Annotated in this window: 25 protein-coding genes; 9 read left to right on the top strand and 16 right to left on the bottom strand. The window is 56.4% G+C overall.

Features of this window, described 5'->3' with window-relative positions; translation table 11 throughout:
• Positions 1-59: 59 nt before the first annotated feature.
• Entirely contained in the window at positions 60-1241 is a 1182-nt protein-coding gene (locus A3K90_RS00390; RefSeq protein WP_303680638.1) for a class I SAM-dependent rRNA methyltransferase, read from the bottom strand.
• 156 nt (positions 1242-1397) lie between these two features.
• Between A3K90_RS00390 and A3K90_RS00385 the strand changes: the two genes are divergently transcribed.
• Positions 1398-2258 carry a DUF4292 domain-containing protein gene (locus tag A3K90_RS00385; protein ID WP_303680637.1) on the top strand — a complete coding sequence of 287 codons (861 nt, stop codon included), beginning with the start codon at positions 1398-1400 and terminating at the stop codon, positions 2256-2258.
• 144 nt (positions 2259-2402) lie between these two features.
• Here the strand turns inward: A3K90_RS00385 and A3K90_RS00380 are convergent, their stop codons facing one another.
• The gene (locus A3K90_RS00380) at positions 2403-2588 is read right to left on the bottom strand and encodes a Txe/YoeB family addiction module toxin (RefSeq protein WP_238974562.1); all 186 of its coding nucleotides are present in this window, start codon (positions 2586-2588) and stop codon (positions 2403-2405) included.
• Between the two features lie 662 nt (positions 2589-3250).
• On the bottom strand, positions 3251-3853 hold the full coding sequence (locus A3K90_RS00375; RefSeq protein WP_011357958.1) for a superoxide dismutase: 603 nt from the start codon (positions 3851-3853) through the stop codon (positions 3251-3253).
• A 224-nt stretch (positions 3854-4077) separates the two neighbouring features.
• On the opposite strand from A3K90_RS00375, the gene A3K90_RS00370 reads away from it, so the two are divergent.
• Positions 4078-4425 carry a hypothetical protein gene (locus A3K90_RS00370; protein ID WP_157858157.1) on the top strand — a complete coding sequence of 116 codons (348 nt, stop codon included), beginning with the start codon at positions 4078-4080 and terminating at the stop codon, positions 4423-4425.
• Entirely contained in the window at positions 4422-5081 is a 660-nt protein-coding gene (gene coaE, locus A3K90_RS00365; protein ID WP_303680636.1) for a dephospho-CoA kinase, read from the top strand. The genes A3K90_RS00370 and coaE overlap by 4 nt, the downstream gene beginning before the upstream one ends.
• Here the strand turns inward: coaE and A3K90_RS00360 are convergent.
• Together A3K90_RS00360 and tatC are read right to left on the bottom strand one after the other, a co-directional pair.
• A complete protein-coding gene (locus A3K90_RS00360) occupies positions 5049-6074 on the bottom strand; it encodes an alpha/beta hydrolase family protein (RefSeq protein ID WP_011357955.1) in 1026 nt (341 codons plus the stop codon). The two genes, coaE and A3K90_RS00360, sit on opposite strands and share 33 nt — an antisense overlap.
• On the bottom strand, positions 6071-7054 hold the full coding sequence (gene tatC / locus A3K90_RS00355; RefSeq protein ID WP_011357954.1) for a twin-arginine translocase subunit TatC: 984 nt from the start codon (positions 7052-7054) through the stop codon (positions 6071-6073). Before tatC ends, A3K90_RS00360 begins: the two co-directional genes overlap by 4 nt.
• Positions 7055-7280: 226 nt before the next feature.
• Here tatC and A3K90_RS00350 point away from each other — a divergent pair, with 226 nt between their 5' ends.
• Together A3K90_RS00350 and A3K90_RS00345 are read left to right on the top strand one after the other, a co-directional pair.
• Complete coding sequence (locus A3K90_RS00350; RefSeq protein ID WP_303680635.1) at positions 7281-8255, top strand: polyprenyl synthetase family protein; 975 nt, start codon at positions 7281-7283, stop codon at positions 8253-8255.
• A gap of 144 nt (positions 8256-8399) precedes the next feature.
• A complete protein-coding gene (locus A3K90_RS00345) occupies positions 8400-9065 on the top strand; it encodes a PASTA domain-containing protein (protein WP_238974561.1) in 666 nt (221 codons plus the stop codon).
• Between the two features lie 25 nt (positions 9066-9090).
• Here the strand turns inward: A3K90_RS00345 and A3K90_RS00340 are convergent, their stop codons facing one another.
• The 3 genes from A3K90_RS00340 to A3K90_RS00330 all read right to left on the bottom strand — a co-directional run bounded on the left by A3K90_RS00340 (position 9091) and on the right by A3K90_RS00330 (position 10123).
• Entirely contained in the window at positions 9091-9264 is a 174-nt protein-coding gene (locus A3K90_RS00340) for a hypothetical protein (RefSeq protein WP_011357951.1), read from the bottom strand.
• 302 nt (positions 9265-9566) lie between these two features.
• Complete coding sequence (locus tag A3K90_RS00335) at positions 9567-9755, bottom strand: 4Fe-4S binding protein (RefSeq protein ID WP_011357950.1); 189 nt, start codon at positions 9753-9755, stop codon at positions 9567-9569.
• A 179-nt stretch (positions 9756-9934) separates the two neighbouring features.
• The gene (locus A3K90_RS00330; protein ID WP_011357949.1) at positions 9935-10123 is read right to left on the bottom strand and encodes a 4Fe-4S binding protein; all 189 of its coding nucleotides are present in this window, start codon (positions 10121-10123) and stop codon (positions 9935-9937) included.
• A 192-nt stretch (positions 10124-10315) separates the two neighbouring features.
• On the opposite strand from A3K90_RS00330, the gene A3K90_RS00325 reads away from it, so the two are divergent.
• Positions 10316-11551 (top strand): hypothetical protein, encoded by a 1236-nt coding sequence (locus A3K90_RS00325; RefSeq protein WP_303680634.1) that lies wholly within the window; start codon positions 10316-10318, stop codon positions 11549-11551.
• Here A3K90_RS00325 and A3K90_RS00320 read toward each other — a convergent pair.
• The 7 genes from A3K90_RS00320 to A3K90_RS00290 all read right to left on the bottom strand — a co-directional run bounded on the left by A3K90_RS00320 (position 11524) and on the right by A3K90_RS00290 (position 17449).
• Positions 11524-12942 carry an ATP-binding protein gene (locus A3K90_RS00320; protein WP_303680633.1) on the bottom strand — a complete coding sequence of 473 codons (1419 nt, stop codon included), beginning with the start codon at positions 12940-12942 and terminating at the stop codon, positions 11524-11526. The two genes, A3K90_RS00325 and A3K90_RS00320, sit on opposite strands and share 28 nt — an antisense overlap.
• Complete coding sequence (locus tag A3K90_RS00315) at positions 12939-13637, bottom strand: response regulator transcription factor (protein WP_011357946.1); 699 nt, start codon at positions 13635-13637, stop codon at positions 12939-12941. The genes A3K90_RS00320 and A3K90_RS00315 overlap by 4 nt, the downstream gene beginning before the upstream one ends.
• Before the next feature lie 10 nt (positions 13638-13647).
• Positions 13648-14181, bottom strand: coding sequence for a DUF4405 domain-containing protein (locus A3K90_RS00310; RefSeq protein ID WP_011357945.1), 534 nt, complete (start codon positions 14179-14181; stop codon positions 13648-13650).
• A gap of 58 nt (positions 14182-14239) precedes the next feature.
• Complete coding sequence (locus A3K90_RS00305) at positions 14240-14671, bottom strand: YgiW/YdeI family stress tolerance OB fold protein (protein ID WP_157858156.1); 432 nt, start codon at positions 14669-14671, stop codon at positions 14240-14242.
• A gap of 219 nt (positions 14672-14890) precedes the next feature.
• The gene (locus A3K90_RS00300) at positions 14891-15847 is read right to left on the bottom strand and encodes a PhoH family protein (protein ID WP_011357943.1); all 957 of its coding nucleotides are present in this window, start codon (positions 15845-15847) and stop codon (positions 14891-14893) included.
• Positions 15844-16863 carry an ADP-glyceromanno-heptose 6-epimerase gene (rfaD, locus tag A3K90_RS00295; protein WP_303680632.1) on the bottom strand — a complete coding sequence of 340 codons (1020 nt, stop codon included), beginning with the start codon at positions 16861-16863 and terminating at the stop codon, positions 15844-15846. The genes A3K90_RS00300 and rfaD overlap by 4 nt, the downstream gene beginning before the upstream one ends.
• Positions 16864-17026: 163 nt before the next feature.
• Complete coding sequence (locus A3K90_RS00290; RefSeq protein ID WP_011357941.1) at positions 17027-17449, bottom strand: RNA polymerase sigma factor; 423 nt, start codon at positions 17447-17449, stop codon at positions 17027-17029.
• A 167-nt stretch (positions 17450-17616) separates the two neighbouring features.
• On the opposite strand from A3K90_RS00290, the gene hisC reads away from it, so the two are divergent.
• From hisC to A3K90_RS00275, 3 genes are all read left to right on the top strand, one after another.
• Positions 17617-18690: a histidinol-phosphate transaminase gene (hisC, locus tag A3K90_RS00285; RefSeq protein ID WP_303680631.1), complete on the top strand. Its 1074-nt coding sequence runs from the start codon at positions 17617-17619 to the stop codon at positions 18688-18690.
• A 6-nt stretch (positions 18691-18696) separates the two neighbouring features.
• On the top strand, positions 18697-19239 hold the full coding sequence (locus A3K90_RS00280) for an RNA methyltransferase (RefSeq protein WP_303680641.1): 543 nt from the start codon (positions 18697-18699) through the stop codon (positions 19237-19239).
• A gap of 78 nt (positions 19240-19317) precedes the next feature.
• Positions 19318-20163, top strand: coding sequence for an alpha/beta fold hydrolase (locus A3K90_RS00275; protein WP_011357938.1), 846 nt, complete (start codon positions 19318-19320; stop codon positions 20161-20163).
• A gap of 46 nt (positions 20164-20209) precedes the next feature.
• Here the strand turns inward: A3K90_RS00275 and pth are convergent, their stop codons facing one another.
• Complete coding sequence (gene pth, locus A3K90_RS00270) at positions 20210-20782, bottom strand: aminoacyl-tRNA hydrolase (protein ID WP_011357937.1); 573 nt, start codon at positions 20780-20782, stop codon at positions 20210-20212.
• Positions 20783-20800: the final 18 nt, after the last annotated feature.

Here is a 20800-nt window from a genome sequence, read left to right as displayed (position 1 = left end):
AGAGTAGGCTTTTTTTATCAACGGCCTGCGCTTTTACAGCACAGGCCAAAGAGGCATATTCAGCGGGTTACGTAGAAACAGGCGAATTTGAGGTATCCGGTTTCAGGCATTGAGAGCAGCACCGGGTGATCGAAGGGTTGGGAGTTGCGGTAGATCATCCTGAGCTGTGTGCCACTGAGGAGTGCGGCCTGATGGACGCTCTGCAGGAAGTCCTCTTCCGATACATGGTGGCTGCACGATGCGGTTGCCAGGAACCCTCCGTTTTTCACGAGCTTCAGCCCGAGCTGGTTGAGCTTTTTGTATGCCTTGAGTGCCACTGGAAGGTTTTTCCGGCTTTTTGTAAAGCTTGGCGGGTCGAGGATGACGATATCGAACTGTTCTTTGGCATCAATCATCTGCTGGAGTACGTCAAACGCGTCCCCTGCCATGAGACTGAAGTTGTCCATCCCGTTGAGTCCGGCATTGCGCTCGGCACGTTTCAGGGCTTCTTCAGATGCATCGACGAGCAGTGCGGAGGATGCTCCTCCAGCCAGTGCGTTGAGGCCGAACCCGCCATCGTTGGTGAAGACGTCGAGCACCCTTGCTCCCTTGCTGAAGCGTCTGAGGATCCTGCGGTTTTCACGCTGGTCGAGGAAAAACCCTGTTTTCTGGCCCTCATAGAGGTCGACCTTGAAGGTGATGCCTGCATCATGGATTGTCTGCACGACCGCTGTTTTGCTGCCGGCGACCACGTCACGATAGAGCGGAAGGCCCTCAAGCTCCCGGAGCACGGATTCATTGCGTACTACCACGACTTCCGGCTTCAGCAGTTCCTGCAGGATTTCGGTGATGAGGGGCAGGTGGAGGTCCATTCCGGCAGAGAATGCCTGCAGGACGATGCCCTTTGCAAACCGGTCCACGATAAGTCCCGGCAGACCATCGGACTCTCCGTGCACAAGACGCCAGGCATCAGTGTCGTCCAATTGGTATACCTTCTCTCTGAGGGCGAGGGCCTCGGTGAGCTTGCGGAGGAAAAAATCCCTGTCAGGCAGTTCTTCGCCGCGGGTGAGCAGACGGAAGGAGATGAGTGAGTTGGGATTGTAGAAGCCTGCCCCTACAAGCTTTCCTTCATGGGTGTGCAGTCGGACGGTTTCCCCGGCGGCGATGTCGCGGGGAAGTTCCCTGAGTTCATTGCTGAATACCCAAAGGTGTCCCTTCTGGATTCTGCGGTGTTCTTTCGGTTTGAGATGTATGGAATGCATGTCGCGGTTGTAGGGTTGTGGTTTTGACGGTGGTGTTTTTTAGGGTACACTTGAAAAAACACCTGTACTGCAATGTGCTTTACAGGATGCTGTTTTCAAAGAGGATAATGAAGCTTCGTCCCCCTATGGTGACGCGAGCACGAAAAACGGAAGGTGATGATGCGTAAAAACGGTGTTTTGGCGTGGGCTCTCCTGCTTGCGCTTTCGGTTATTGTTTCCGGCTGTTCGGGTTTCCGGACGGTGTCCCGACAGGAGCTGCCTCTCGGAGAAGCAGTGCTTTCAAAGGGGGATGCGGCCCTGTACCAGCGAGTGCGGGCATCGGCGCCCTTCATCACCTCGGTTGACGGCTACGCCGATGTATGGCTCAAAACCCTGAAGCATCGTCACAAGGTCTATTGCAGCATACGGGTGAACAGGGGGGGGGAGTCTCGCATGCTGGTAAGTGCCGGGTTCATCGGCCTGCCTGTCGCCGATATTTTCATCGGCCGGGATTCGGTGCTGGTGCACGATATGCTCCGTAACCGCTATTTCAGCGGCGGAAACAACGAGCGGAACCTCGAAAAAATACTCGGCGTCAGTTCGGGGCCGATGCTCATTTCAGGTTCGCTGCTCGGCCTTATGGACATCCCTGAGCCTGCCGGGGCCATCCGTTCTGTGCAGAAGGGAGACGGACTCGTCTCTTTCAGCATTGCATCAGGGTCAGGGGCGAAGGTGGTTGTCGCAGATTCCGCCTCCGGTACACTTCGTGCGCTTCAGGTAAAGGACGGCGCGGGGCGGCTCACGAGCGAAATGCACTTCAAGGACTTCGAGGCCTGCATGGTGGACGGTAAAAGCGCCATGGTGCCCCGCACAATCGAAATGGTGCTGCAGGGTGATGAGGGAAAGGGAGAGCGACAGCTGGTCATCTCCTATGACGAACGCGCATTCAATCGTAGAAACGGCTCTATGCGTCCTGTCGTACCCGATAACGCGAGGGTTGTGAGTCTTGAAGAGTCGGACGGAGTGCCCTGGCTCTAAGATGACATGCCGGCATGTGCTTTATCGGCGCTGTGTTCAACCCAGAAAGTGATGCCATCAAAGAAAGGGGGGCTTGCGGAGTATGCTTGGCTTTGGGTAATTGAAAAACCCCCGCGGGTGAGGCGAGGGTAGGGGGTCGGTCAATCAATGGGGAATCTGCTTGTCATCGTAATGCCCTTTGGCCTCGATGATATAAACGGGTACGGTGTTGTCAATAATCTCATACACGATACGATGTTTATTGCTGAGGTGTCGTGACCAATACCCCTTCAGATTCCCTTTGAGTCGCTCTGGTTTGCCTGTCCCGGTTCTTGGATGATTCGCCAGCACTCTCTGGATATTTACGAGATTTTCTTGATGCGTTTAGCATTTCCGGTTTTGTATGACGCCGCCAGATGAGCTTTTTCGAGATCGGAAGTTACGAGAGAATACTTTCCCATATGTTATTGGGGTTTTTGATCGTAACGCACCGTCCTGCTTCTATGTCGGCTTTTCCCTGACGGATAGCGTTCAGCACCTCCGGCTGTTCAAAATACTTCTCGTTCTTCGCTGTCTTTTCTGCGCGGCTCTCATTAACGGCATCAAGGGTCTACGAAAACAGCCGCTTGTTCCTGTATCGGACCGGTACCTGCTCCTGTTTTGTTGTGGCAGGTTCAAGGTACTTGCCCATATTCCGCCGTAATTCTGTGCTGGTGATTTCTATCATGGATCAAGTATTCACAAGGTTTGTAAGTAAGGCAGGAAAAGAACGGCTTCATCTACAAAATAGTTCAGAAAGCATACCCCGCCGTCGCCTCCAGAAGCCTCACTTACCCCACCGGCTATGCATGATCGGCAACTTTATCCCGGTGCCGGCTGTCGTGAATCTATGCGTCCTGCCGTACCGGATAAAGCGAGGGCTGTGAGTCAGGAAGAGTCGGATGGGGTGCCCTGGCTCAAAAAAAAGGTGCCCTTTCAAGGGGCACCTTTTCAGCAGGCTATTGGTATATTCCTCAGCGTGCAGCCGTGTAGTTTTCTTCGGCAAATTCCCAGTTGATGAGGTTGTCGATGACGGCTGCCGTGTAATCCGGTCTGCGGTTCTGATAGTCGAGGTAGTAGGCATGTTCCCACACGTCAATGGTGAGGATCGGCTTCATGCCTTTTGTCATGGGGGTTTCTGCATTGGCTGTTTTGGCAACCTTCAGGGTACCGTTCTCCAGCACGAGCCAGGCCCATCCGCTTCCGAACTGCGTCGCTGCGGCATTCTTCAGCTCTTCACGGAATGCATCGTAGCCGCCGAAATCCTTTTCTATCGCTTCAGCAAGTTCACCGGAAGGCTTTCCACCGCCGTTCGGGGTGAGGCAGTTCCAGTAGAAGCTGTGGTTCCAGGCCTGCGCTCCGTTGTTGAATACCCCGATTTTGGACGAGTCGCCGGCCGTCTGGGCAATCACATCCTCAATCGGCATTTCATCAAGTGGCGTGCCGCCGACGAGGTTATTGTAGTTGGTGACATATGCCGCATGGTGCTTGCCGTAATGGAAGCTTAGGGTTTTAGCGGAGATGTGGGGCTCAAGGGCATTTTCCGCCCAAGGGAGCGCTGGTTGCTGGTAGGCCATGATGAAGTGTGTTTTTTATTGTTTTTAAGAGAGGTTGCCGAGCCTTTGCTATAGGTGGATTATATTGTGCCGTATGCGTTTACTGCGCATGATTAATAAATGATAAACTTTTGAATTCCGGATTTAGTTTCTTAAATCTTGAAAAATCATTTTCGGCCGTCTCTGCCCTGAGGGATGACGGCTGCTTGCTTCAGGCACCTTCAACACCGTATCCGAACCGACAGATGAAACCGAGCCGTTCCCTCCGCATGGTTCTTGCAGCCCTTTTCCTCCTTCCGCTCCTCGGCGGATGCCAGGGAAAGCCTTCCTCAACACTGGACGCTGACGATGTCCGGTTCAGCGAGTTTTACAGCGAGTATCTCTTGACCTCCGGCGTATCGGAAGATACCGGCGGAGCCATCACTGCGGATCTCGATTCCGCAACCCTTGCCTCGATGCTTGAGCGCCACAGTCTCAGTATGGAGAAGCTCAAAGCGAAGAGTGATTTGTACCGGACTGACCCCGAGCGATGGCAGAAGGTGCTAGTCCGTGTCCGGGAGAATATCCGAAAGAAAGCGGACGCGCCCAAATGACCCCATCGCATCCGTTCCTTGTCGGTGTCACCGGCGGCATCGGCAGCGGCAAGTCCACGCTGTGCCGTTTTCTGGAAAAGATGGGCTGCGAACTGTTCGAGGCTGACAAGGTCGCCCGCCAGCTGCAGGTTTCTGATCCGGAAATTATGGAGGGCATCAAATCCCTTTTCGGCAAGGACGTTTACTCTAAAACCCGTTCCGGCAAGCTCAGTCTCGACAGGAAGCGCATCGCAAGGGAGGTGTTTTCCCATCCCGCAACGCTTGGGGCGCTCAATAACCTTATCCACCCGAAAGTATACAACGCATTTCGCCAGAGGGCGCTTGAGGCCTTCGGGCGGGGGACGGCGATTCTTGTCATGGAGGCAGCCATCCTGTTCGAGACGGGTCGTGCCGCAGACCTCGATTTTGTTGTTGTCGTCGCCGCCGACACCGAAACCCGCATCAAACGGGCGGTCACGAGGGGGCTCGGCACCCCTGAGGACATACGGAAGCGCATCGCACTCCAGTGGCCTCAGGAGATGCTGGTTGCGCGGGCGGACTATGTGGTGTACAACGACATCGGGAAGACGAAGCTCAAAGAGGAGGCCGGGCGGCTGTACAGCGTTCTTGTAGAGGCCGCGGCTTCAGGCCCGGATTGCCAGAGCAAGCGCCGGTAGCGATACCTTGTAGCGGTAGGAGGTGCCTCCGTGCGAATCCATGAACTCCTCATGGCGGTGCGCTATGCCGTAACGCCGGAGTTCCCTTGTGAGAATGCGCAGTCCGAACTGGAGGTTGTACTCGTCCATTGTTCCGCAGTCAAGGAACAGCAGCTTCAAAGAGCTGAGCGCAAGGCGGTGCTCTTCGCCCTGCAGCATCTGCACCGGATCGAACCCGATCCACTCCTGCCAAACCTCTTCAATCGTTTCCGCGGTTTCGGGATCGAACGGCAGACGCATGTTTTCCGGTGCTTGCCGGGACCTGTCGGGCGAATAGGCTGCCGACATGGCGAGCAGGTCAAGCAGCGCGAACTCTCCCTGCGGGGGTTTCGGTGAAGCGAAGTAGCGCTCGTAAAATGCGGCGATGTTTCCGTTGTATCGTTCAAGTATCCTTGCGGCAGCGGGGAAGTTCGGCCTGTATGACAGGTCGAAGGCCATGTCGCCGCTGTGGCATGCAGCCGCAGAGAACACATCGGGGTGGCGCATGGCGAGCCGGAGTGCACCGAACCCTCCCGATGATTTGCCCGCGACTGCGCGGTGTTCACGTCCGGGCAGTGTTTTGAGATTCCGGTCTACAGCGCCGACGATCTCTTCAACCAGATAGGTTTCATACTTCCCCGTTGCCGCGGAGTCGACATACTGCGAGCCGCCGTAGCGCGTCATGCAGTCCGGCATGGCGATGATGGTCTCCTCCATCGTTCTTTCGCCGATCAGCCGCTCGGCAATTTCGGGAACCGAGGGCGTCATGAACGAGTAGTTGGTGAACGAGGCTCCGCTCGAGGCGAATCCGGCCAGGAGGTAGATGACGGGAAACCGCTTTTTGTCGTCGTAGGAGGGAGGGAGGTAGACCGGCATCAGCCGCAGGGAGGGATCGCCGAGCGGGTTGCCCTCCAGGGTCTTTCCCTGTACAGGAAGATTGATCAGACGGGGCTGATGTCCAGTAGTGCTGGTCACGAGCGTTTCAAAGCTGCGTTGTTGCGGTTGACATGCGCTGAAATCAGGATGCTTGCCTCATAGAGCAGGATGAGCGGTACGCCGATCACCAGCTGGGTGACGATGTCGGTCGACGGGGTGACGAGTGCCGCGACAATGAGCAGGGTGACAATGGCATGGCGCCGGTAGAAGCGCATGAAAGCCGGAGTCAGCAGTCCGATCTTGGAGAGTATATAGGAGATGAAGGGGAGCTCAAACACCAGCCCTGCGGTCAGGAGGGTGCCGATGAAGAAGCTGGCATAGTCCTGGACGGAGATGTTGTTCTCGATCAGGGGGGAGCCGAACGAGGCGAAAAAGGCCAGAGAGACCGGAAGGAACACGAAATAGCCGAACATGATGCCGAGGAAAAAGGAGAGCGAGATGAAGAGGATTGAGAATCGCCCTGCCGAACGCTCATGTTCATGCAGCCCCGGCGCCACGAACTGCCATAGCTGGAGAGCAAGAAAGGGGAACGAGACGATGAAGCCCGAAAAGAACACCGCCTGAAGATAGATCGATATCTGGCCGTAGGGCACAAGGTTCTGGAGCTGGAGGGTGCCGCTGCTTCTCTTGAGGGGGCCGATCAGCACGTTGTCGACGAGGAAGTCGGAGTATAAGGCCGAGAGGCCGGTGGCGAGGGCCAGGACCAGTGCCGAACGTATGAGTCTAGTTCGGATCTCGTCAAGATGTTCGATGAAGTGCCCCCCGCCTTCAGCATTGTCCTCCTGAGGGTCTTTCAGCTCATCGGCGGACGTTTTCCGGCCGTTGCCGACGGCAGCCAATGCCGGATCAATCGGTGTGAGGTCGAACAGCTCTCCCTGGTTTACATCGGGAGCGGGTTCAGGCGGCGTGCTGCCGTTTCCGACGGACTCGGCTTCTGCTGGCGGGGTCCCGGGCCGGGTGCCGTCCTGTTCAGTCCCTGAATCAGGGGGGGGTATGGAGGGTTCTTCGTCCTTCTTCATCGCTCGGTTCTCTGTGGAGGTGGTCGCTCGGGAGTCATGGCGCAGCTTTCAAAACATAGCAACAAAGATGCACGTTGGCAAACATTGTTTCCTGCTCGCTCCGATAGCGGCATCGCCCTGTGGTGCGCTACATGCCGCGTCGTTATTTTATTTGCATGCGGAATCGCGATATTTGTAAATTGCAGGGCATTGTATCGTCCTTTCACCCATTAAGACCGGGGAGCTGTTGAATATCAATGAAGTAACGGCATCGGTGGCCGATGAACTCGAGATTTTCCGGAAGAAGTATCGGGAGCTGCTGCATGCCCAGAATACACTGGTCGACAAGGTTACCCGGTACGTGCTCCGCCAGCAGGGCAAACAGATCCGGCCGGCGATGGTCCTGCTTTCCGCCGCAGTCTCGGGAGGCGTGACGGATGCGACCTACCGTGCCGCCATCATGGTCGAGCTTCTGCATTCGGCTACCCTGATCCATGACGACGTTGTCGACGGCGCCGAGATGCGCCGGGGGCTTCCCTCTATCAATGCGATCTGGAAAAACAAGATTTCCGTTCTCATCGGCGACTACCTCCTCTCCCGGGGCCTGCTCTATTCGCTCGACTCGGGTGACTACGGATTTCTGCATCAGGTTTCTGATGCAGTACGCCGCATGAGTGAAGGCGAAATTCTCCAGATACAGAAGACCCGGAGCCTGGACATCACCGAGGAGGACTATCTTTCCGTCATTTCCGACAAGACGGCTTCCCTCATTGCCTCCTCCTGCGCCATGGGTGCCCTCAGCGCAACGTCGGACGAGAAGAGCATACTCGCCATGAAGCGCTATGGGGAGCACCTGGGGCTTGCCTTCCAGATCCGTGACGATCTTCTTGATTATACCGGCGACTCAAAAAAAACCGGCAAGGAGATGGGCATCGACATCCGCGACAAGAAAATCACCCTGCCGCTCATCCATGCTCTCTCGAATGCTGCCCCCTCCGAAGCGAGGCGGATCCGCTCCATCCTGAAGAACTCCGGAAAACGCGCGCTGAAGCGGGGCGAGGTTATTGAGTTTGTGAAGCGTATGGACGGGCTCACCTATGCCGCAGGCGTGGCTGAACGCTTTGCCGACGAGTCGAGAGCTGCCCTTCAGCCATTTCCTGAGGGAAAGGCAAAGACGGCGCTTATGAACCTGGTCGATTTTGTAATGAACCGCCAGCACTGAGCTTGCCGCGCTATCCTGGTGCGGCCAGAAGCGCTCCTTGTGCTTTTATGAACCTGATTATGATTTTCTCTTGTTATGATGAAAAAAGCCGGACTGATTTTTCTTATAGTTTTTCTTGTTGCCGGGGTTATAGACAGGGTGATCATGCCCTGGTACGTTTCCCTTGGCAGTGCTGTCACCGTTCCCGATGTGACAGGCCTCCAGTATGACGATGCAGCTTCCAAACTGCGTTGGGAGGGGTTCGATCCGAGACAGCGCTACCACGTGAAGTACATAAGCGGCGTGGACTCGACCATTGTCTTATCTCAGTCGCCTGCCGCCGGCCAGAGGGTCAAAAAGGGGCGTGACATTTATCTCGTGTTGAACAGGAGGGAAAAACCGAGTTATCCCATGGCCGATCTCGTGGGACGCATCCAGTCCGATGCACTGCAGACCATGGCGCGGATGGATATCGCCATTGACGACGTGCAGATCAGCCCCGTCCGCAGCCGCGATGAGGACGGACGGGTGCTCTCCCAATCAGTTCCGGCAGGGGTATCGGTCAAGGCCGGTTCATCGGTTTCGCTGATAGTGGGACGCTTCGAAGAGTCGGATGAGGGAATGGAGAAGCTTATTGTGCCTGACGTGCTCGGCATGTCGCTTTCACAGGCCGACAAGGTCATTACAGAGGCTGGTCTCAAGCGGGGTAGGGTGACGAAGGAGTATTCCGCGATTCTGGTGCCGAACACCGTCATCAGCCAGCGTCCCGCGGTCAGCGCCTATGTATCCCCGGGGCAGGCCGTCGATCTTACCGTGGTGACCGCTGAATAGTATTGCACCGCCAGACTTGTAGCGGTTAGCGGTAGTTGGCTTTTTTGTATTCGTCCCTCAGCCCCTTGATTCCGGTCGTGCGGTCGTTTCCGTCGCTGATGATCCCGAAGTATTCCAGCACGATGCGGATGACGAGCCAGATGCCCGCCAGCAGCAGTTGCAGCGATGTAAGGATGGTAAGGAGGGCGTTTTTGATCATGCCGACATGCCGGGGTGGGTTGGTGTAGGTCGTTTAAGGATGATAACAAAAAAAGAGGCTGTCTCAAAAGGACAGCAACAGACACAAACGGGCTGCCTGCAATGGCGGCCCTTTTTCGTCACTCATCATTCCTTCGTCACTCCTGCGTCACTCATCCGTCAGTCATTGTTATGAGCTACTGAGGCTGGTGGTCCTCAGGACCCGCATCTCAGTACATCAAGGGTATGCTGTGAACGCAAAAAAGGCTGTCCCAGCGTTGATTCTGAGACAGCCTCTTTTCGATTGGGGCCCGTTTCCGGAGCTTATCCCTGAACGATGCACTCTGCAGGGCAGACTGCTGCACAGGCGGGAGCATCGGCGTAACCGGCACACTCGGTGCAGGTTGCTGCGTCGATGACGTAGATGTCGTCGCCGGCTGAAATTGCGGTGACCGGGCATTCGGGCTCACAGGCGCCGCAGTAGGTGCATTCTTCGGTAATGTAGAGTGCCATATTGACTTCCTCGCTTAAGAGTTGTTAAAACAGGTAAAAAAGAACGATTCAATACAAGTTTATCAATATAAGATAATTTCCCGCCCGAAAAAAAACTCCGCGCGCCTTTTCCTCCGGTTTCGTTGTACGAAGGCTACCCGCGAGTGCGATCCCACATGCCCCGAAGGTGGAACATCGGCTCATACTTTGATGATGCAGTCGACCGGACAGACGGCCACGCATGCCGCTTCATCATGGTAGCCGATGCAGTCGACGCATGCGGCTTCATCGATGACGTAAATCTCTTCTCCTGCCGAAATCGCATTGACAGGGCATTCGGGTTCGCATGCAGCGCAATAGGTGCATGTCTCTGTGATGCGGTGTGCCATGGTGGTTCTCCCTCTTTTAGATTGTCGATGTTCCTCCCGGCTACGGGAGGCAGGCTTCGTCAGTTTACAACAGCACCCGCCGGCGCAGAGTTCCTGTCCTTGCTTGGTGCAATTACGAAGTATTTGTTCATGTCCACGAATGGGGCTACATTTAAAGACGGAGCTTTCCGCCAGATTTTTCCCCCTCACGGAATGGAACGATGCAGTGTTTCACATCTTCCCGTTACCCGCCTTCCCGAGTGGTCGGTCCGGCATGGATCAGCCGGCTACGTCAAGGAGATTTCGGTTATCGGCAATGACATCATCCACAGCAGGGTGGTGGCCGACGTGCCGGTTGTGCTGGATTATATGGATAACGATCTCATCCATTCGGTCATTGACAGTCCCGTGCTTCGGGGCAGCCCGATCCACTGGATCTGGAACCTCCAGGATGTCGATGGTATGTCATGGGGCTATAAAAAAGACATCACCAATCTGTTATACCGGTGGTCTCCGAGCTTGAGGCTGATCGTGTTCTATAACCTTCGCCCGTCGTTCAGGACCATGATGGAGACTGCCGCATCGGTGGTTCCGGCTCAGATTGAGGTCATCTTTGCCGACAGTTTCAAGGACGCGGTGGAAAGCACCCTTGCCTTTAAGAGCGGTACCCTGCCGCAAGCGTCGTTCTGGGGCACTTCAAAGGATGAGGGGCATGCCCGCCTGCAGGAGTTTCTTTGTGCCGTGGCAAAGATGACATGGTTCAATATGCTTGATCAGGTTGTTCCTTTTCCGGCCGCTGACAGTCCATACTATCCGTTTCTTCGCTCCATTGCATGCATGCAGGACGACCTTCGCTCAAGAGCCGCCGAGCATCAGGCTGAGATGGCGGACCTCCGCCGCTCCTATGAGCAGCGTCTCGATCGGAAAAAACACCACATGAAGGCGCAGATGGAACTGCACCGGCAAGCCCTTCAGGGATTTGAAGAAGAACGATCAAGGCTGCTGTTGCAGTTGTGTTCGCAGGAACAAAAGTTGGAGAGTGTTTCGCGTTCGGTCGCCGAGAAAAGGGCTGCGCTTGCTGCGATTGCCCGAAAGGTTATGGCGCTGGAGGACGATGCGGGGCGGGGTGCGGGGATTGCTGCGACATGTCGATCGTTGTTTTCCTCCGGAAGCTCCGCTCCGATTGCGGATGCTCAGGCGGGCATTCGTTTTGCCGAACGGGACCGGGCCTTCATCACACTTCTGGAGAAGATCCATCCGAGCCTTACGCCGCGGGAGCTTCAGACGTTGCTTCTCATGAAGCACAACACTACGAACCGGGAACTGTCGGGCATGATGGGTGTTTCTGCGCGCGGAGTGGAGAGCCTGCGCTACCGCATCCACAAAAAGCGCGGCATCGGCAGGCACCGCTCGATCAAGTCCTACCTGCTGGAACTGTCTGAAGGGTAGGGGAAGAGCAGTCGGAACGTGGCACCTTCTCCAGGCCGGCTTTCCGCCCGTACCGTTATTCCCTGCAGGTCCGCCAGTTTTTTGACGATGGAGAGCCCTAGCCCCGAACCTCCCGAACCGATGCTTCTGGACGCGTCGACCCGGTAGAATCGCTCAAACACCGCCTCGAGCTTACTTTCCTCGATGCCCTTCCCCATATCGCTGATGGTGCAGAACGGCAGTCCGTTTTCCGTGCCGGTTCTGATTGTGACCGTTCTTGACCGGGGGGAGTAGTTCACAGCATTGGCGATGATATTGTCAAGGATGATGCCGAGCATTTCCCGATCAGCCGCTACGATGAAGCTTGACTCCTCTGGAACCCGGATGCTGATTTCCTTTTCTCCGGCGCGCGATTCCTGTCGCTCAGCTACCTCACGGATGAGTGCATTGATGTCGATGGAGCGGAGGGTGGCGGATACCTCTCTGGCATCGTGGCGTGCAAGCAGGAGGAGTTGCTCTATGAGGCCTGCCATGCGATGCAGCTCCAGCAGACAGAATCGGATGCGCTCTTCATAGTGCTCCCGCTCCCTTGGACGGCGGATGAGCACCTCCAGGGTGCCCTGCACTGCAGAAAGTGGGGTTTTCAGTTCGTGGGATGCGTCTGCCGTGAACTGCTTTTCCCGGTTGAATGCCTCCTGGAGGCGGTCGAGGAGCGCGTTGAACGTTGCAGAGAGCCGGTAAAGCTCATCACGGTTCGCTGGCAGGGGTATGCGGCGCTCGAAATGTTCCCTGGTGATGTTTTCGGCTGCCATGATTGCTTCTTCGACCGGTCGGATGCTTTTGGCTGCAATGGCGCGGGTGAGGGCGAAGAGGGTTATGAGTATGGCTGGAAACGACAGCATGAGAACACTTCTGAGGTCTAGGAGCATGGCGATGGCGTCCCCGAGAGGACGCGCCACGCTGATCCATCTGGGTTGAGGGTCTCCGTTACCCTCAACCGGGAGCTGGATCTGCCGGACCGCAAGCCCGCCGACCGTCGTGTTGAAGTAGATGGTAGCGGTGGAGCCCGTCTTTACCTGAAGGGCGTTCAGTCCCAGATTGCCGGAGCGGGAGATGGGGGTGCCATCGGCAGCGGAGTACTGTATGAACTCCGTCCTCAAGCGTTCACGGCGGTGCTTGCGGTGCTCATCGTCCTCTTTTTCCCGGTCAGAATCCTCCATTTCCATCGGGCGCCGGTCATTCAGGCGTCCATCCGTGATGCTCACAACCCTTGCGGCCGCCATCGTCAGCTCCTGGTCGAAGTGCCGGTAGACCACACCCTCTACCATCAGGTAGACCGTGGTGAAGACCAGTGCGATGAGCACGGCTGTGGCTGCGGTGTAGTATACCGCTATGCGGTTCCGAAGACTCACTCGTTACTCTTCTCCTCGTTGTTTGCTTCAGGTGTTCGGATGACATAGCCGACCCCGCGGACGGTCTTGATGAGGCCCGTGCATCCTGCGGCTTCGAGTTTGCGGCGGAGAAAATTGACATAGACGTCGATGACTGAGGTGTCAGCATCAAAATGGATGTCCCAGACATGCTCGATGATGCGGCTTCTCGTACAGACCCTGTCAAGGTTCCTCAGGAGGTATTCAAGCAGGGCGAACTCTTTGGGTGTAAGGGTGAGATCATGCCGATTGCACCCTGCCCGGTGTGTTTCCGGATCGAGCCAAAGTGCACCTGCAGTGAGCGGGCCCGTGGTTGGTGTGTTCTGTCGCAGGCGGGCGCGGATCCTGGCCAGGAGTTCTTCGAATGCGAACGGTTTTTTTACATAGTCGTCCGCACCCGCCCCGAGGCCGAAGACGACGTCGTCGAGGGTATCGCGGGCGGTGAGGAAAATGACCGGAACTGCCGAACCGGCTTTGCGGAGCTGGCGGCAGACTTCGATGCCGCTCAGTTTCGGCAGCATCCAGTCTATCAGGCAGAGGTCGTAATCGTTGCTCATGCCGAGCTCAAGCCCGCTTTCTCCGTCGAAGGCCGTGTCGACGGCAAAGTGCTCCTCTTCAAGACCCTCCTTGAGAAAGCGGGCTATTCCCGGTTCGTCTTCAATGATCAGCAGTCGCATGGGTTCCTGTTCAGTCGTTGCCTTTTTCGTGTCCGTTTTTCCCTCCGACGAGGATTGCCAGCACGTCACCGGCTTCCATGCCGCTTGCATCAGCAATGGCGCTTACGGTCATAGATGGGTCGGTATCCTTGATGCCCCGCCTCTTGAGGCGCATGTCGAGAGTTTCAGGGGTATCGTTGACGACCAGCGCCACGGTAGTGAGCGAAGAGGACTCAAGAGCGCGCACCAGACTTCGGGCGGTCCTTTTTTCTGTTTTCTCATGCTCTTCGTCACCAAAGAACGGCATTACTGAAAGAGCGGTCACGAGCATTGCCGCGGCAAATACGGCAAGGGCTGAGTTTTTTGAAAAGTACAGGCTGAACGCTTTCCAGTTTGCGAGGAGATGGACGGAAACGCCGCCCACAAGCAGCCAGCTGAGCCACTTGTGGACAGGTTCGACCAGCCCCGTTTCAATATGGAAAAAAATCAGCACTCCTGTAACTCCCGAGATCAGGAAGGCGCCGGCGGCGATTGGAGTTGCCCAGGATTTCATGGTCAGTTTCATAGCTTGAACGGGTTGGTTGATGATTTTGGGTTATAATTTATTGACGTATCAGGTTTGTTCAGCGCCCGGGTCCCATGGTGCCGGGACGCATCTGCGGGCCCACCGCCATCCTGCCCCTGTCTGCCCGCTCGATTTGTTTGACCTCCACGCAGGTTTGCCGTCCACGGCGCTCGGTCTTGCCGAATACCCTGACCAGGGTGGTATGGTCGGCGTTGAAGCCATTCCATGTCCGGTTCCTGATTTCCAGGAGCGTCTCCCCGCTGCGGTCGCGGAAGGTGTAGCAGTCGCCACGGCGTTTGTTGACGATGCGGCCTTCAAGCATGACCCTCGAGTTCTCAGGCATGTCCCGGACGGATGCGGCCGCTGCGGCACGGGGTCCCTTTGGCTGCACAACGGCCGCATCGGGGCCGCGGTACGCTGCAAAGCCCGGGGTGCTGAGGAGCATGCTCGTGGTACCCAGAAGTGCCATCAGTGTCATTTTTTTCATCATAATCTCCATTCTGTTGTTCATTGGTTTCATCTTTCTCTGCTGCAGCCGGCTGTGTATGGTATCCAACCGACTGATCATAACATAGCCCCGCAATCCTTAAACGGAGATGAAGGGCGGCTTAAAATTCGCTTAAAAATAAAACACCCCCGGTAGTGCGGGGGTGAGAGGCTGTCTGGACGGTATGTCCATCGGCGGAACGGAGCCCATTGGCGGGAGGGGTTATTTTTTTTCGTGGATTTCGTAAGCGTTTATGATGTCACGCACGAGTTTGTGACGCACCACGTCGGATTTGTCAAGGTGCACGAAACTGATCCCTTTGATCCCATTGAGGATCTTCTGCGAGTTGCCGAGTCCTGATTCGATTTCCTGCGGAAGGTCGACCTGGGTGACGTCGCCGGTGATGATGGCTTTGGAGTTCAGCCCGAGACGGGTGAGGCACATTTTCATCTGTTTCGTCGAGGCGTTCTGGGCTTCGTCGAGGATGATGAATGCGTTGTTGAGGGTTCGGCCGCGCATGTAGGCGAGCGGAACGATCTCGATGATCCTTCGTTCGGTGAGCAGACGGAGTTTTTCCGATGTCAGCATGTCCTGCAGGGCATCGTAGAGAGGGCGCAGATAGGGGTCTATTTTCTGGGCGAGGTCGCCGGGCAGGAACCCGAGGCTTTCGCCGGCCTCGACGGCAGGCCGGGCTAGGACGATGCGCTTGACGGTCTTGGCTTTCCATGCGGCGACCGCGATGGCCACAGCCGTATAGGTCTTTCCCGTTCCGGCCGGACCGATGGCAAAGACGATATCGTTGGTTTTGGCCTCAGTCACCATCCGCCGCTGCCCGTTGGTTTTGGCCCGTACGGCATAGTCCTGCGTCGAGACGATGATGTCCTCATCCGCCGCTTTTCCTTCTCCGCTCTCTTCAACGGGGGAGATGGTGAGGTGTATGAGGGTATTGAGGTCACTTTCTAGGATTTCTCCGTGCCGGAGAGCGAGCTGGCGCATTTCATCGATGATCCTGCCGAGGGCCCGGACATCGTCCCCTGATCCTTCCAGCGAGAGCTTCGCGCCTCTTGAGCTGATGCGGACGTCGGGAAACGCTTTCTTGAGGGTTTTCAGGTTTGCGTCGTGCGGGCCGAAGAGGATGACCGGTTCGATGCCTTCTATCTCAATCTGCCTGGTAGTCAAGTTGCGGAGGGTTGTGGGTTGGCCTTCGTGTCTGTATTCATGTCGAGAAACGGGCTCTCGTGCATGAGGTAGCGCTGTACATACTCCCTGACGCCCTCTTCAAGCGTCGTGAACGGCTTATCGTACCCGCATCCCCTGAGCGAGGCGGTTTCCGCCCGGGTATGGTACTGGTACTTGTCCCGCAGCGCCTCGGGCATCGGGATGTACTCGATCGAAGGGTCGCGGCCGAGGGCTGAAAACGTTGCTTCGGCAAGCTCGCGAAATGTCCTTGCCGTGCCGGTTCCGGCATTGAGGAGGCCGGTGGCGGAGGGGTTTTCGAGCAGCCAGGCCATGATGGCGGTGCAGTCCCGGACATAGATGAAATCGCGTTCCTGCCCGCCGTCCGTGTAGCCTTCCCGGTGCGATTTGAAGAGCTTTACTTCCCCTGTTTCCAGAATCTGGTGGTATGCTTTATAGACCACGCTCGACATGTCTCCCTTATGGTACTCGTTGGGGCCGTAGACATTGAAGAACTTCAGGCCGGTTGCTGCTCCGAGGACGCCGTTTTGGATGGCCCAGCGGTCGAAAAGCTGTTTGGAGTATCCGTACATGTTCAGGGGTCGCAGCCGCTCGACGGCTTCTGTGCCGTCCGTGTAGCCCTCGGCTCCGTCGCCGTAGGTTGCCGCGCTGGAGGCATAGATAAATCTTACGCCCTCTTCCATGCAGTAGGCGGCTATCTTCTTGGAGTATTCGTAGTTGTTCCTGAGAAGGTGGTCGGCGTCGGTCTCGGTGGTGGAGCTGTTCGCACCCATATGGATGATTGCCGTCACATCCTGGAGCGCATGGCGCTGAAGCAGGGCGGGGAAGTCGTCTTTATGGATGAAGTCCCGGTATCTTAGTCCGGAGAGGTTGCGCCACTTCGGCGGGGTGGTGAGGCCGAGCTCGTCAACGATCGTGACGTTTTCCTCTCCGAGGATGTTGAGTTCGGCAAGCATGGCGCTTCCTATGAATCCTGCGCCGCCGGTGATGATGATCATGCGGGGATGATGAAAATTGTTCTCAGGGCTGTCCTCTGGGTTCCCTGCAGCGGGCACCGTCTCTAGTTAAGGACCAATATAGTGAGGGAGGGCGTAAAACAAAAGACCGCCCGGTGAAGGAGGGCGGTCTTTGCACGACTGTTGCATTGGGGCCCTGAGCGGCTCAGGCTGAGACTTTCAGGAGCATGTCGGAGACAAGCAGCTTGCGGCCGAGGAAGAGCCAGGTGCGGATGGTCTCGACCGGTTTGCCGATGATTTCCGAGATCTCGGCGTGCTTCAGCCCTGAAATCTCGTTGAGCAGGACGCTGAGTTTTATGTCGGCTGCCCACTGGCGAAGCACGGCCATAAGATTCCGTTCCGGCTTGCAGTCGATGCTGTCGATGCAGAAGTCTGTTTCCTGGCCGTACCGGTCTATGTAGCACTCGCGGAACGTCTTGAGGATGGCGGTTTCCTCAGAGCGCATATCGGCATTGACATAGGTCATGTTGACCAGCTCGCTTGTGGCCTTCTCGCTGCCTGTCATCCAGTATGCAAGACTGTATATGTCATCAAGCAGGTCTATCGGGGATTTCTTGATCGTCGTCATTGTTGTCCTCCTTCTAGGATTTAGATACAGGATATTTTTTGTCTTGTTTTAAGTTACGAATAAAAAGGATCATTGTCCAGTTTATTTTCGTGAATTCTCGGAAAAAGATATTTTTCAACGGACCAGAGAACGTAATCAATATGTAAGCAACTCCTCTCCGCATTCCCATGCAGAACGACATCCACCGACACCTCAATCCGGCTCTTCAGAAGATAGGCGCATACGTGGTGGAGGGGGGCCAGGAGGCACCTGTGAAACTCAACCAGAACGAGAGCCCCTTTGACGTTCCGATGTGGCTCAAGGAGGCCATCGCCAGAGAGTTCGTCCGCGAGCCCTGGAACCGCTATCCCGACATCCTGCCCTACCGGGGGATCGAGGCCTACGCGGAGTTCCTGGGGGTTCCGGCCGGCCGCGTCATCATGGGCAACGGCTCGAACGAGCTGCTCTACACCATATTCATGGCGTGTCTCGGTCCGGGCCGCAGGATCCTGATTCCGGAGCCTTCGTTTTCATTGTATGAGAAGATCGCCCTCCTCATGCAGGCCGACATCGTTTCAGTGCCTATGCGTCGGGGACTGGATTTCGATGCCGACCTTATTCTTGAAAGGGCTAAAGCTGAGGCTGTGGACCTCATCGTGCTCTCCACGCCGAACAACCCGACCGGTAAGTCCATTTCTCCTGATGACATCCGGCGCATAGCCACGGAGTCCGGTGCCATCGTGCTTGTCGATGAGGCCTATATCGAGTTTTCACGCCATCCCTCAGCCCTTCCCTTAGTCGATGAGCTTCCGAACGTGGTGATCCTCAGAACCATGTCGAAGGCGCTTGCCCTTGCCGGCATGCGCATCGGTTTCGCTATAGCGCCGGAAGCGCTGATGGCCGAGCTCACAAAACCCAAAATTCCGTTCGCATCGAACCGGCTTGCCGAGATCACCCTCCGCCATGTGCTCGCGAATTATTCTATTGTTAAGGATTCGGTATCGTATATTCTGGATGAGCGTGAACGAATGTACTCTGAACTTGAGGGAATGGATGGCCTGCAGCCGTTCATGAGCGACACGAACTTCCTCATCATCCGCGTTGCCGATCCGAGGGCGGTCTTCCAGCATCTTCGTGGAGAGGGTATTCTGGTGCGGAACGTCTCGGGATATCCGCTGATGGAGGGTTGCCTGCGATGCAACATCGGGCTCCGGGACGAGAACCGTCGCCTGCTCGACGGGCTTTCCAGGGCGCTTCGCTAGATGGCAATGGAGGGCTTCCGCAAGCTTGAGGCCAGTGAGATGGGGCGGTTCGACCCCGGCGAGTATCCGCCCACGGACCGCCATCCCGTCGTGCTGCTCCTGCACAACATCAGGAGCATGTGGAATGTCGGTTCACTGTTCCGGACAGCCGACTGTGCAGGCATCGAAAAGATCCTCCTCTCGGGCTATACGGCAACACCGCCGCGCAAGGAGATTTCGAAGACCGCACTCGGGGCCGACTTGAGCATGCCCTGGGAGTACATCCAGGACCCGCACCGGGCGGTTCTTGAGATGAAAGCTTCCGGCCGGAAGGTCTTTGGCCTTGAAATTACCGAAGGGAGCCGGCCCTACACGTCGCTTTCGGTTGTTGATTTCCCCCTCTGCCTGGTGCTCGGCAATGAGGTTCAGGGGATTGATGACAGTCTGCTCAGGCTCTCGGACGGGGTTCTTGAAATTCCGCAGTACGGAACCAAGCACTCCCTGAACGTGTCAGTTGCCGCAGGCGTGGCGCTTTTCGAGCTGGTACGGGTGTTTCGGGCAGACGGGTGAGGTTTTCCGGCATTCCGGAGTTAGTAGGGGGTAGGGAGTGGGTAACTATAGAGAACGGCGTTTCAAAAGTGTTCTTCAATGCTGCATTACAAGACATATCAACTGGTTGAACCTGGGGCCCCGTGGGTCGTGTTCGTGCACGGCGCAGGCGGAAGTTCCTCGATATGGTTCCTTCAGATCAAGGAGTTCATCCGCCACTTCAACGTGCTGCTCGTCGACCTTCGAGGCCACGGGCGATCCAAGGCAGTCGCCGGATCAAAGGAAGACCGCCACTACAACTTCGAGGACATCACCCGCGACATTCTGGAGGTGCTTGACTCCCTCAAGATCCGTGAGGCCCACTTCATCGGCATCTCCCTCGGCACCATCCTCATCCGCAACCTCAGCGAACTGGCTCCCGAACGGGTCAGCTCCATGGTGATGGGCGGGGCCATCATCCGGCTCAACGTCAGGGCCAAGGTGCTCGTCACCCTCGGCAATATGTTCAAGCGTGTGGTGCCCTACATGTGGCTCTACAGCTTCTTTGCCTGGATCATCATGCCGCGGGAGCGCCACAAGAAGTCGCGCCTGCTCTTTGTGAACGAGGCGAAAAAGGTGGCGCAGAAAGAGTTCATGCGCTGGTTCCGGCTCACCTATGAGCTCACACCGCTCCTGCGGTACTTTGAGGAAAAGGATACCGGCATCCCCACCCTCTACCTGATGGGGGAGGAGGACCATATGTTCCTGCCGGCGGTCCGCATCATCATTACCCGGCATACCAACTCTTTTCTGCAGGTCATCACCAACAGCGGCCATGTCTGCAACGTCGACCAGCCCGTCGAATTCAACCACCGGGCAATCATGTTCCTTCAGGAGATATCAGGAGGTATGGATGCGGTTGCCGGGATCGAGGAAGCTGCACCCGCATGCCTCGTTGCCTGCTGAACGAGAGAGCGCGTCATTCTGCAATCATTCTGCAATCATTCTGAAGTTATTCTGCCGACTTGTTGTAGTGGTTCATGGCGTGCTCGATGCCGTTTTTGGCAAAGTCCAGAACGGCTTCCCGGCATGATTCGAGTGTCCGGTCCATCACAACCCGCTCTTCCGCACTGAATTTTCCCAGCACAAACGACGAAAACGACCCCGGCGGCATCTCTCCAAGGCGGATGCCGATGCGAAGGCGCGCGAACTCGTCGCTTCCGAGCGATTCGATGATATGCTTCAGGCCGTTCTGGCCGCCGGCCGAGCCTTTTGCGCGCAGGCGCATGGTGCCGGAGGGGAGGTTGAGGTCATCGCAGACGACGAGGATGTCGTTCTTCTGTACCTTGTGGAAGTTCATGGCTGCCACAACGGCATGGCCCGAGAGGTTCATGTAGGTGGTCGGCTTGATGAGCATCAAGGTCTCTTGACGGTGCGTGATCTTTGCGGCAAGGTATTTTCCCTTTCCGGAGCTGAACGATGAGCCGAACGCGGCGGCGAGGCTGTCGACAAGGTCGAAGCCGATGTTGTGACGGGTATTGTTGTAACGGGATTCAGGGTTCCCGAGGCCGATGATGAGTTTCATTGCTTGAGACCTTCAGAG

Origin of the sequence: Pelodictyon luteolum (genome assembly GCF_001622165.1) — a bacterium.
Lineage (GTDB): Bacteria > Bacteroidota > Chlorobiia > Chlorobiales > Chlorobiaceae > Chlorobium > Chlorobium luteolum_B.
This window is presented reverse-complemented; position numbering and strand designations above follow the sequence as displayed.

Coding starts and splice junctions, on each gene's coding strand:
- A3K90_RS00390 (WP_303680638.1), bottom strand. CDS start 1,241: ATGCATTCCATACATCTCAAACCGAAAGAACACCGCAGAATCCAGAAG.
- A3K90_RS00385 (WP_303680637.1), top strand. CDS start 1,398: ATGATGCGTAAAAACGGTGTTTTGGCGTGGGCTCTCCTGCTTGCGCTT.
- A3K90_RS00375 (WP_011357958.1), bottom strand. CDS start 3,853: ATGGCCTACCAGCAACCAGCGCTCCCTTGGGCGGAAAATGCCCTTGAG.
- A3K90_RS00370 (WP_157858157.1), top strand. CDS start 4,078: ATGAAACCGAGCCGTTCCCTCCGCATGGTTCTTGCAGCCCTTTTCCTC.
- coaE (WP_303680636.1), top strand. CDS start 4,422: ATGACCCCATCGCATCCGTTCCTTGTCGGTGTCACCGGCGGCATCGGC.
- tatC (WP_011357954.1), bottom strand. CDS start 7,054: ATGAAGAAGGACGAAGAACCCTCCATACCCCCCCCTGATTCAGGGACT.
- A3K90_RS00345 (WP_238974561.1), top strand. CDS start 8,400: ATGCCCTGGTACGTTTCCCTTGGCAGTGCTGTCACCGTTCCCGATGTG.
- A3K90_RS00340 (WP_011357951.1), bottom strand. CDS start 9,264: ATGATCAAAAACGCCCTCCTTACCATCCTTACATCGCTGCAACTGCTG.
- A3K90_RS00335 (WP_011357950.1), bottom strand. CDS start 9,755: ATGGCACTCTACATTACCGAAGAATGCACCTACTGCGGCGCCTGTGAG.
- A3K90_RS00330 (WP_011357949.1), bottom strand. CDS start 10,123: ATGGCACACCGCATCACAGAGACATGCACCTATTGCGCTGCATGCGAA.
- A3K90_RS00325 (WP_303680634.1), top strand. CDS start 10,316: ATGGAACGATGCAGTGTTTCACATCTTCCCGTTACCCGCCTTCCCGAG.
- A3K90_RS00315 (WP_011357946.1), bottom strand. CDS start 13,637: ATGCGACTGCTGATCATTGAAGACGAACCGGGAATAGCCCGCTTTCTC.
- A3K90_RS00310 (WP_011357945.1), bottom strand. CDS start 14,181: ATGAAACTGACCATGAAATCCTGGGCAACTCCAATCGCCGCCGGCGCC.
- A3K90_RS00305 (WP_157858156.1), bottom strand. CDS start 14,671: ATGATGAAAAAAATGACACTGATGGCACTTCTGGGTACCACGAGCATG.
- rfaD (WP_303680632.1), bottom strand. CDS start 16,863: ATGATCATCATCACCGGCGGCGCAGGATTCATAGGAAGCGCCATGCTT.
- A3K90_RS00290 (WP_011357941.1), bottom strand. CDS start 17,449: ATGACGACGATCAAGAAATCCCCGATAGACCTGCTTGATGACATATAC.
- hisC (WP_303680631.1), top strand. CDS start 17,617: ATGCAGAACGACATCCACCGACACCTCAATCCGGCTCTTCAGAAGATA.
- A3K90_RS00280 (WP_303680641.1), top strand. CDS start 18,697: ATGGAGGGCTTCCGCAAGCTTGAGGCCAGTGAGATGGGGCGGTTCGAC.
- A3K90_RS00275 (WP_011357938.1), top strand. CDS start 19,318: ATGCTGCATTACAAGACATATCAACTGGTTGAACCTGGGGCCCCGTGG.
- pth (WP_011357937.1), bottom strand. CDS start 20,782: ATGAAACTCATCATCGGCCTCGGGAACCCTGAATCCCGTTACAACAAT.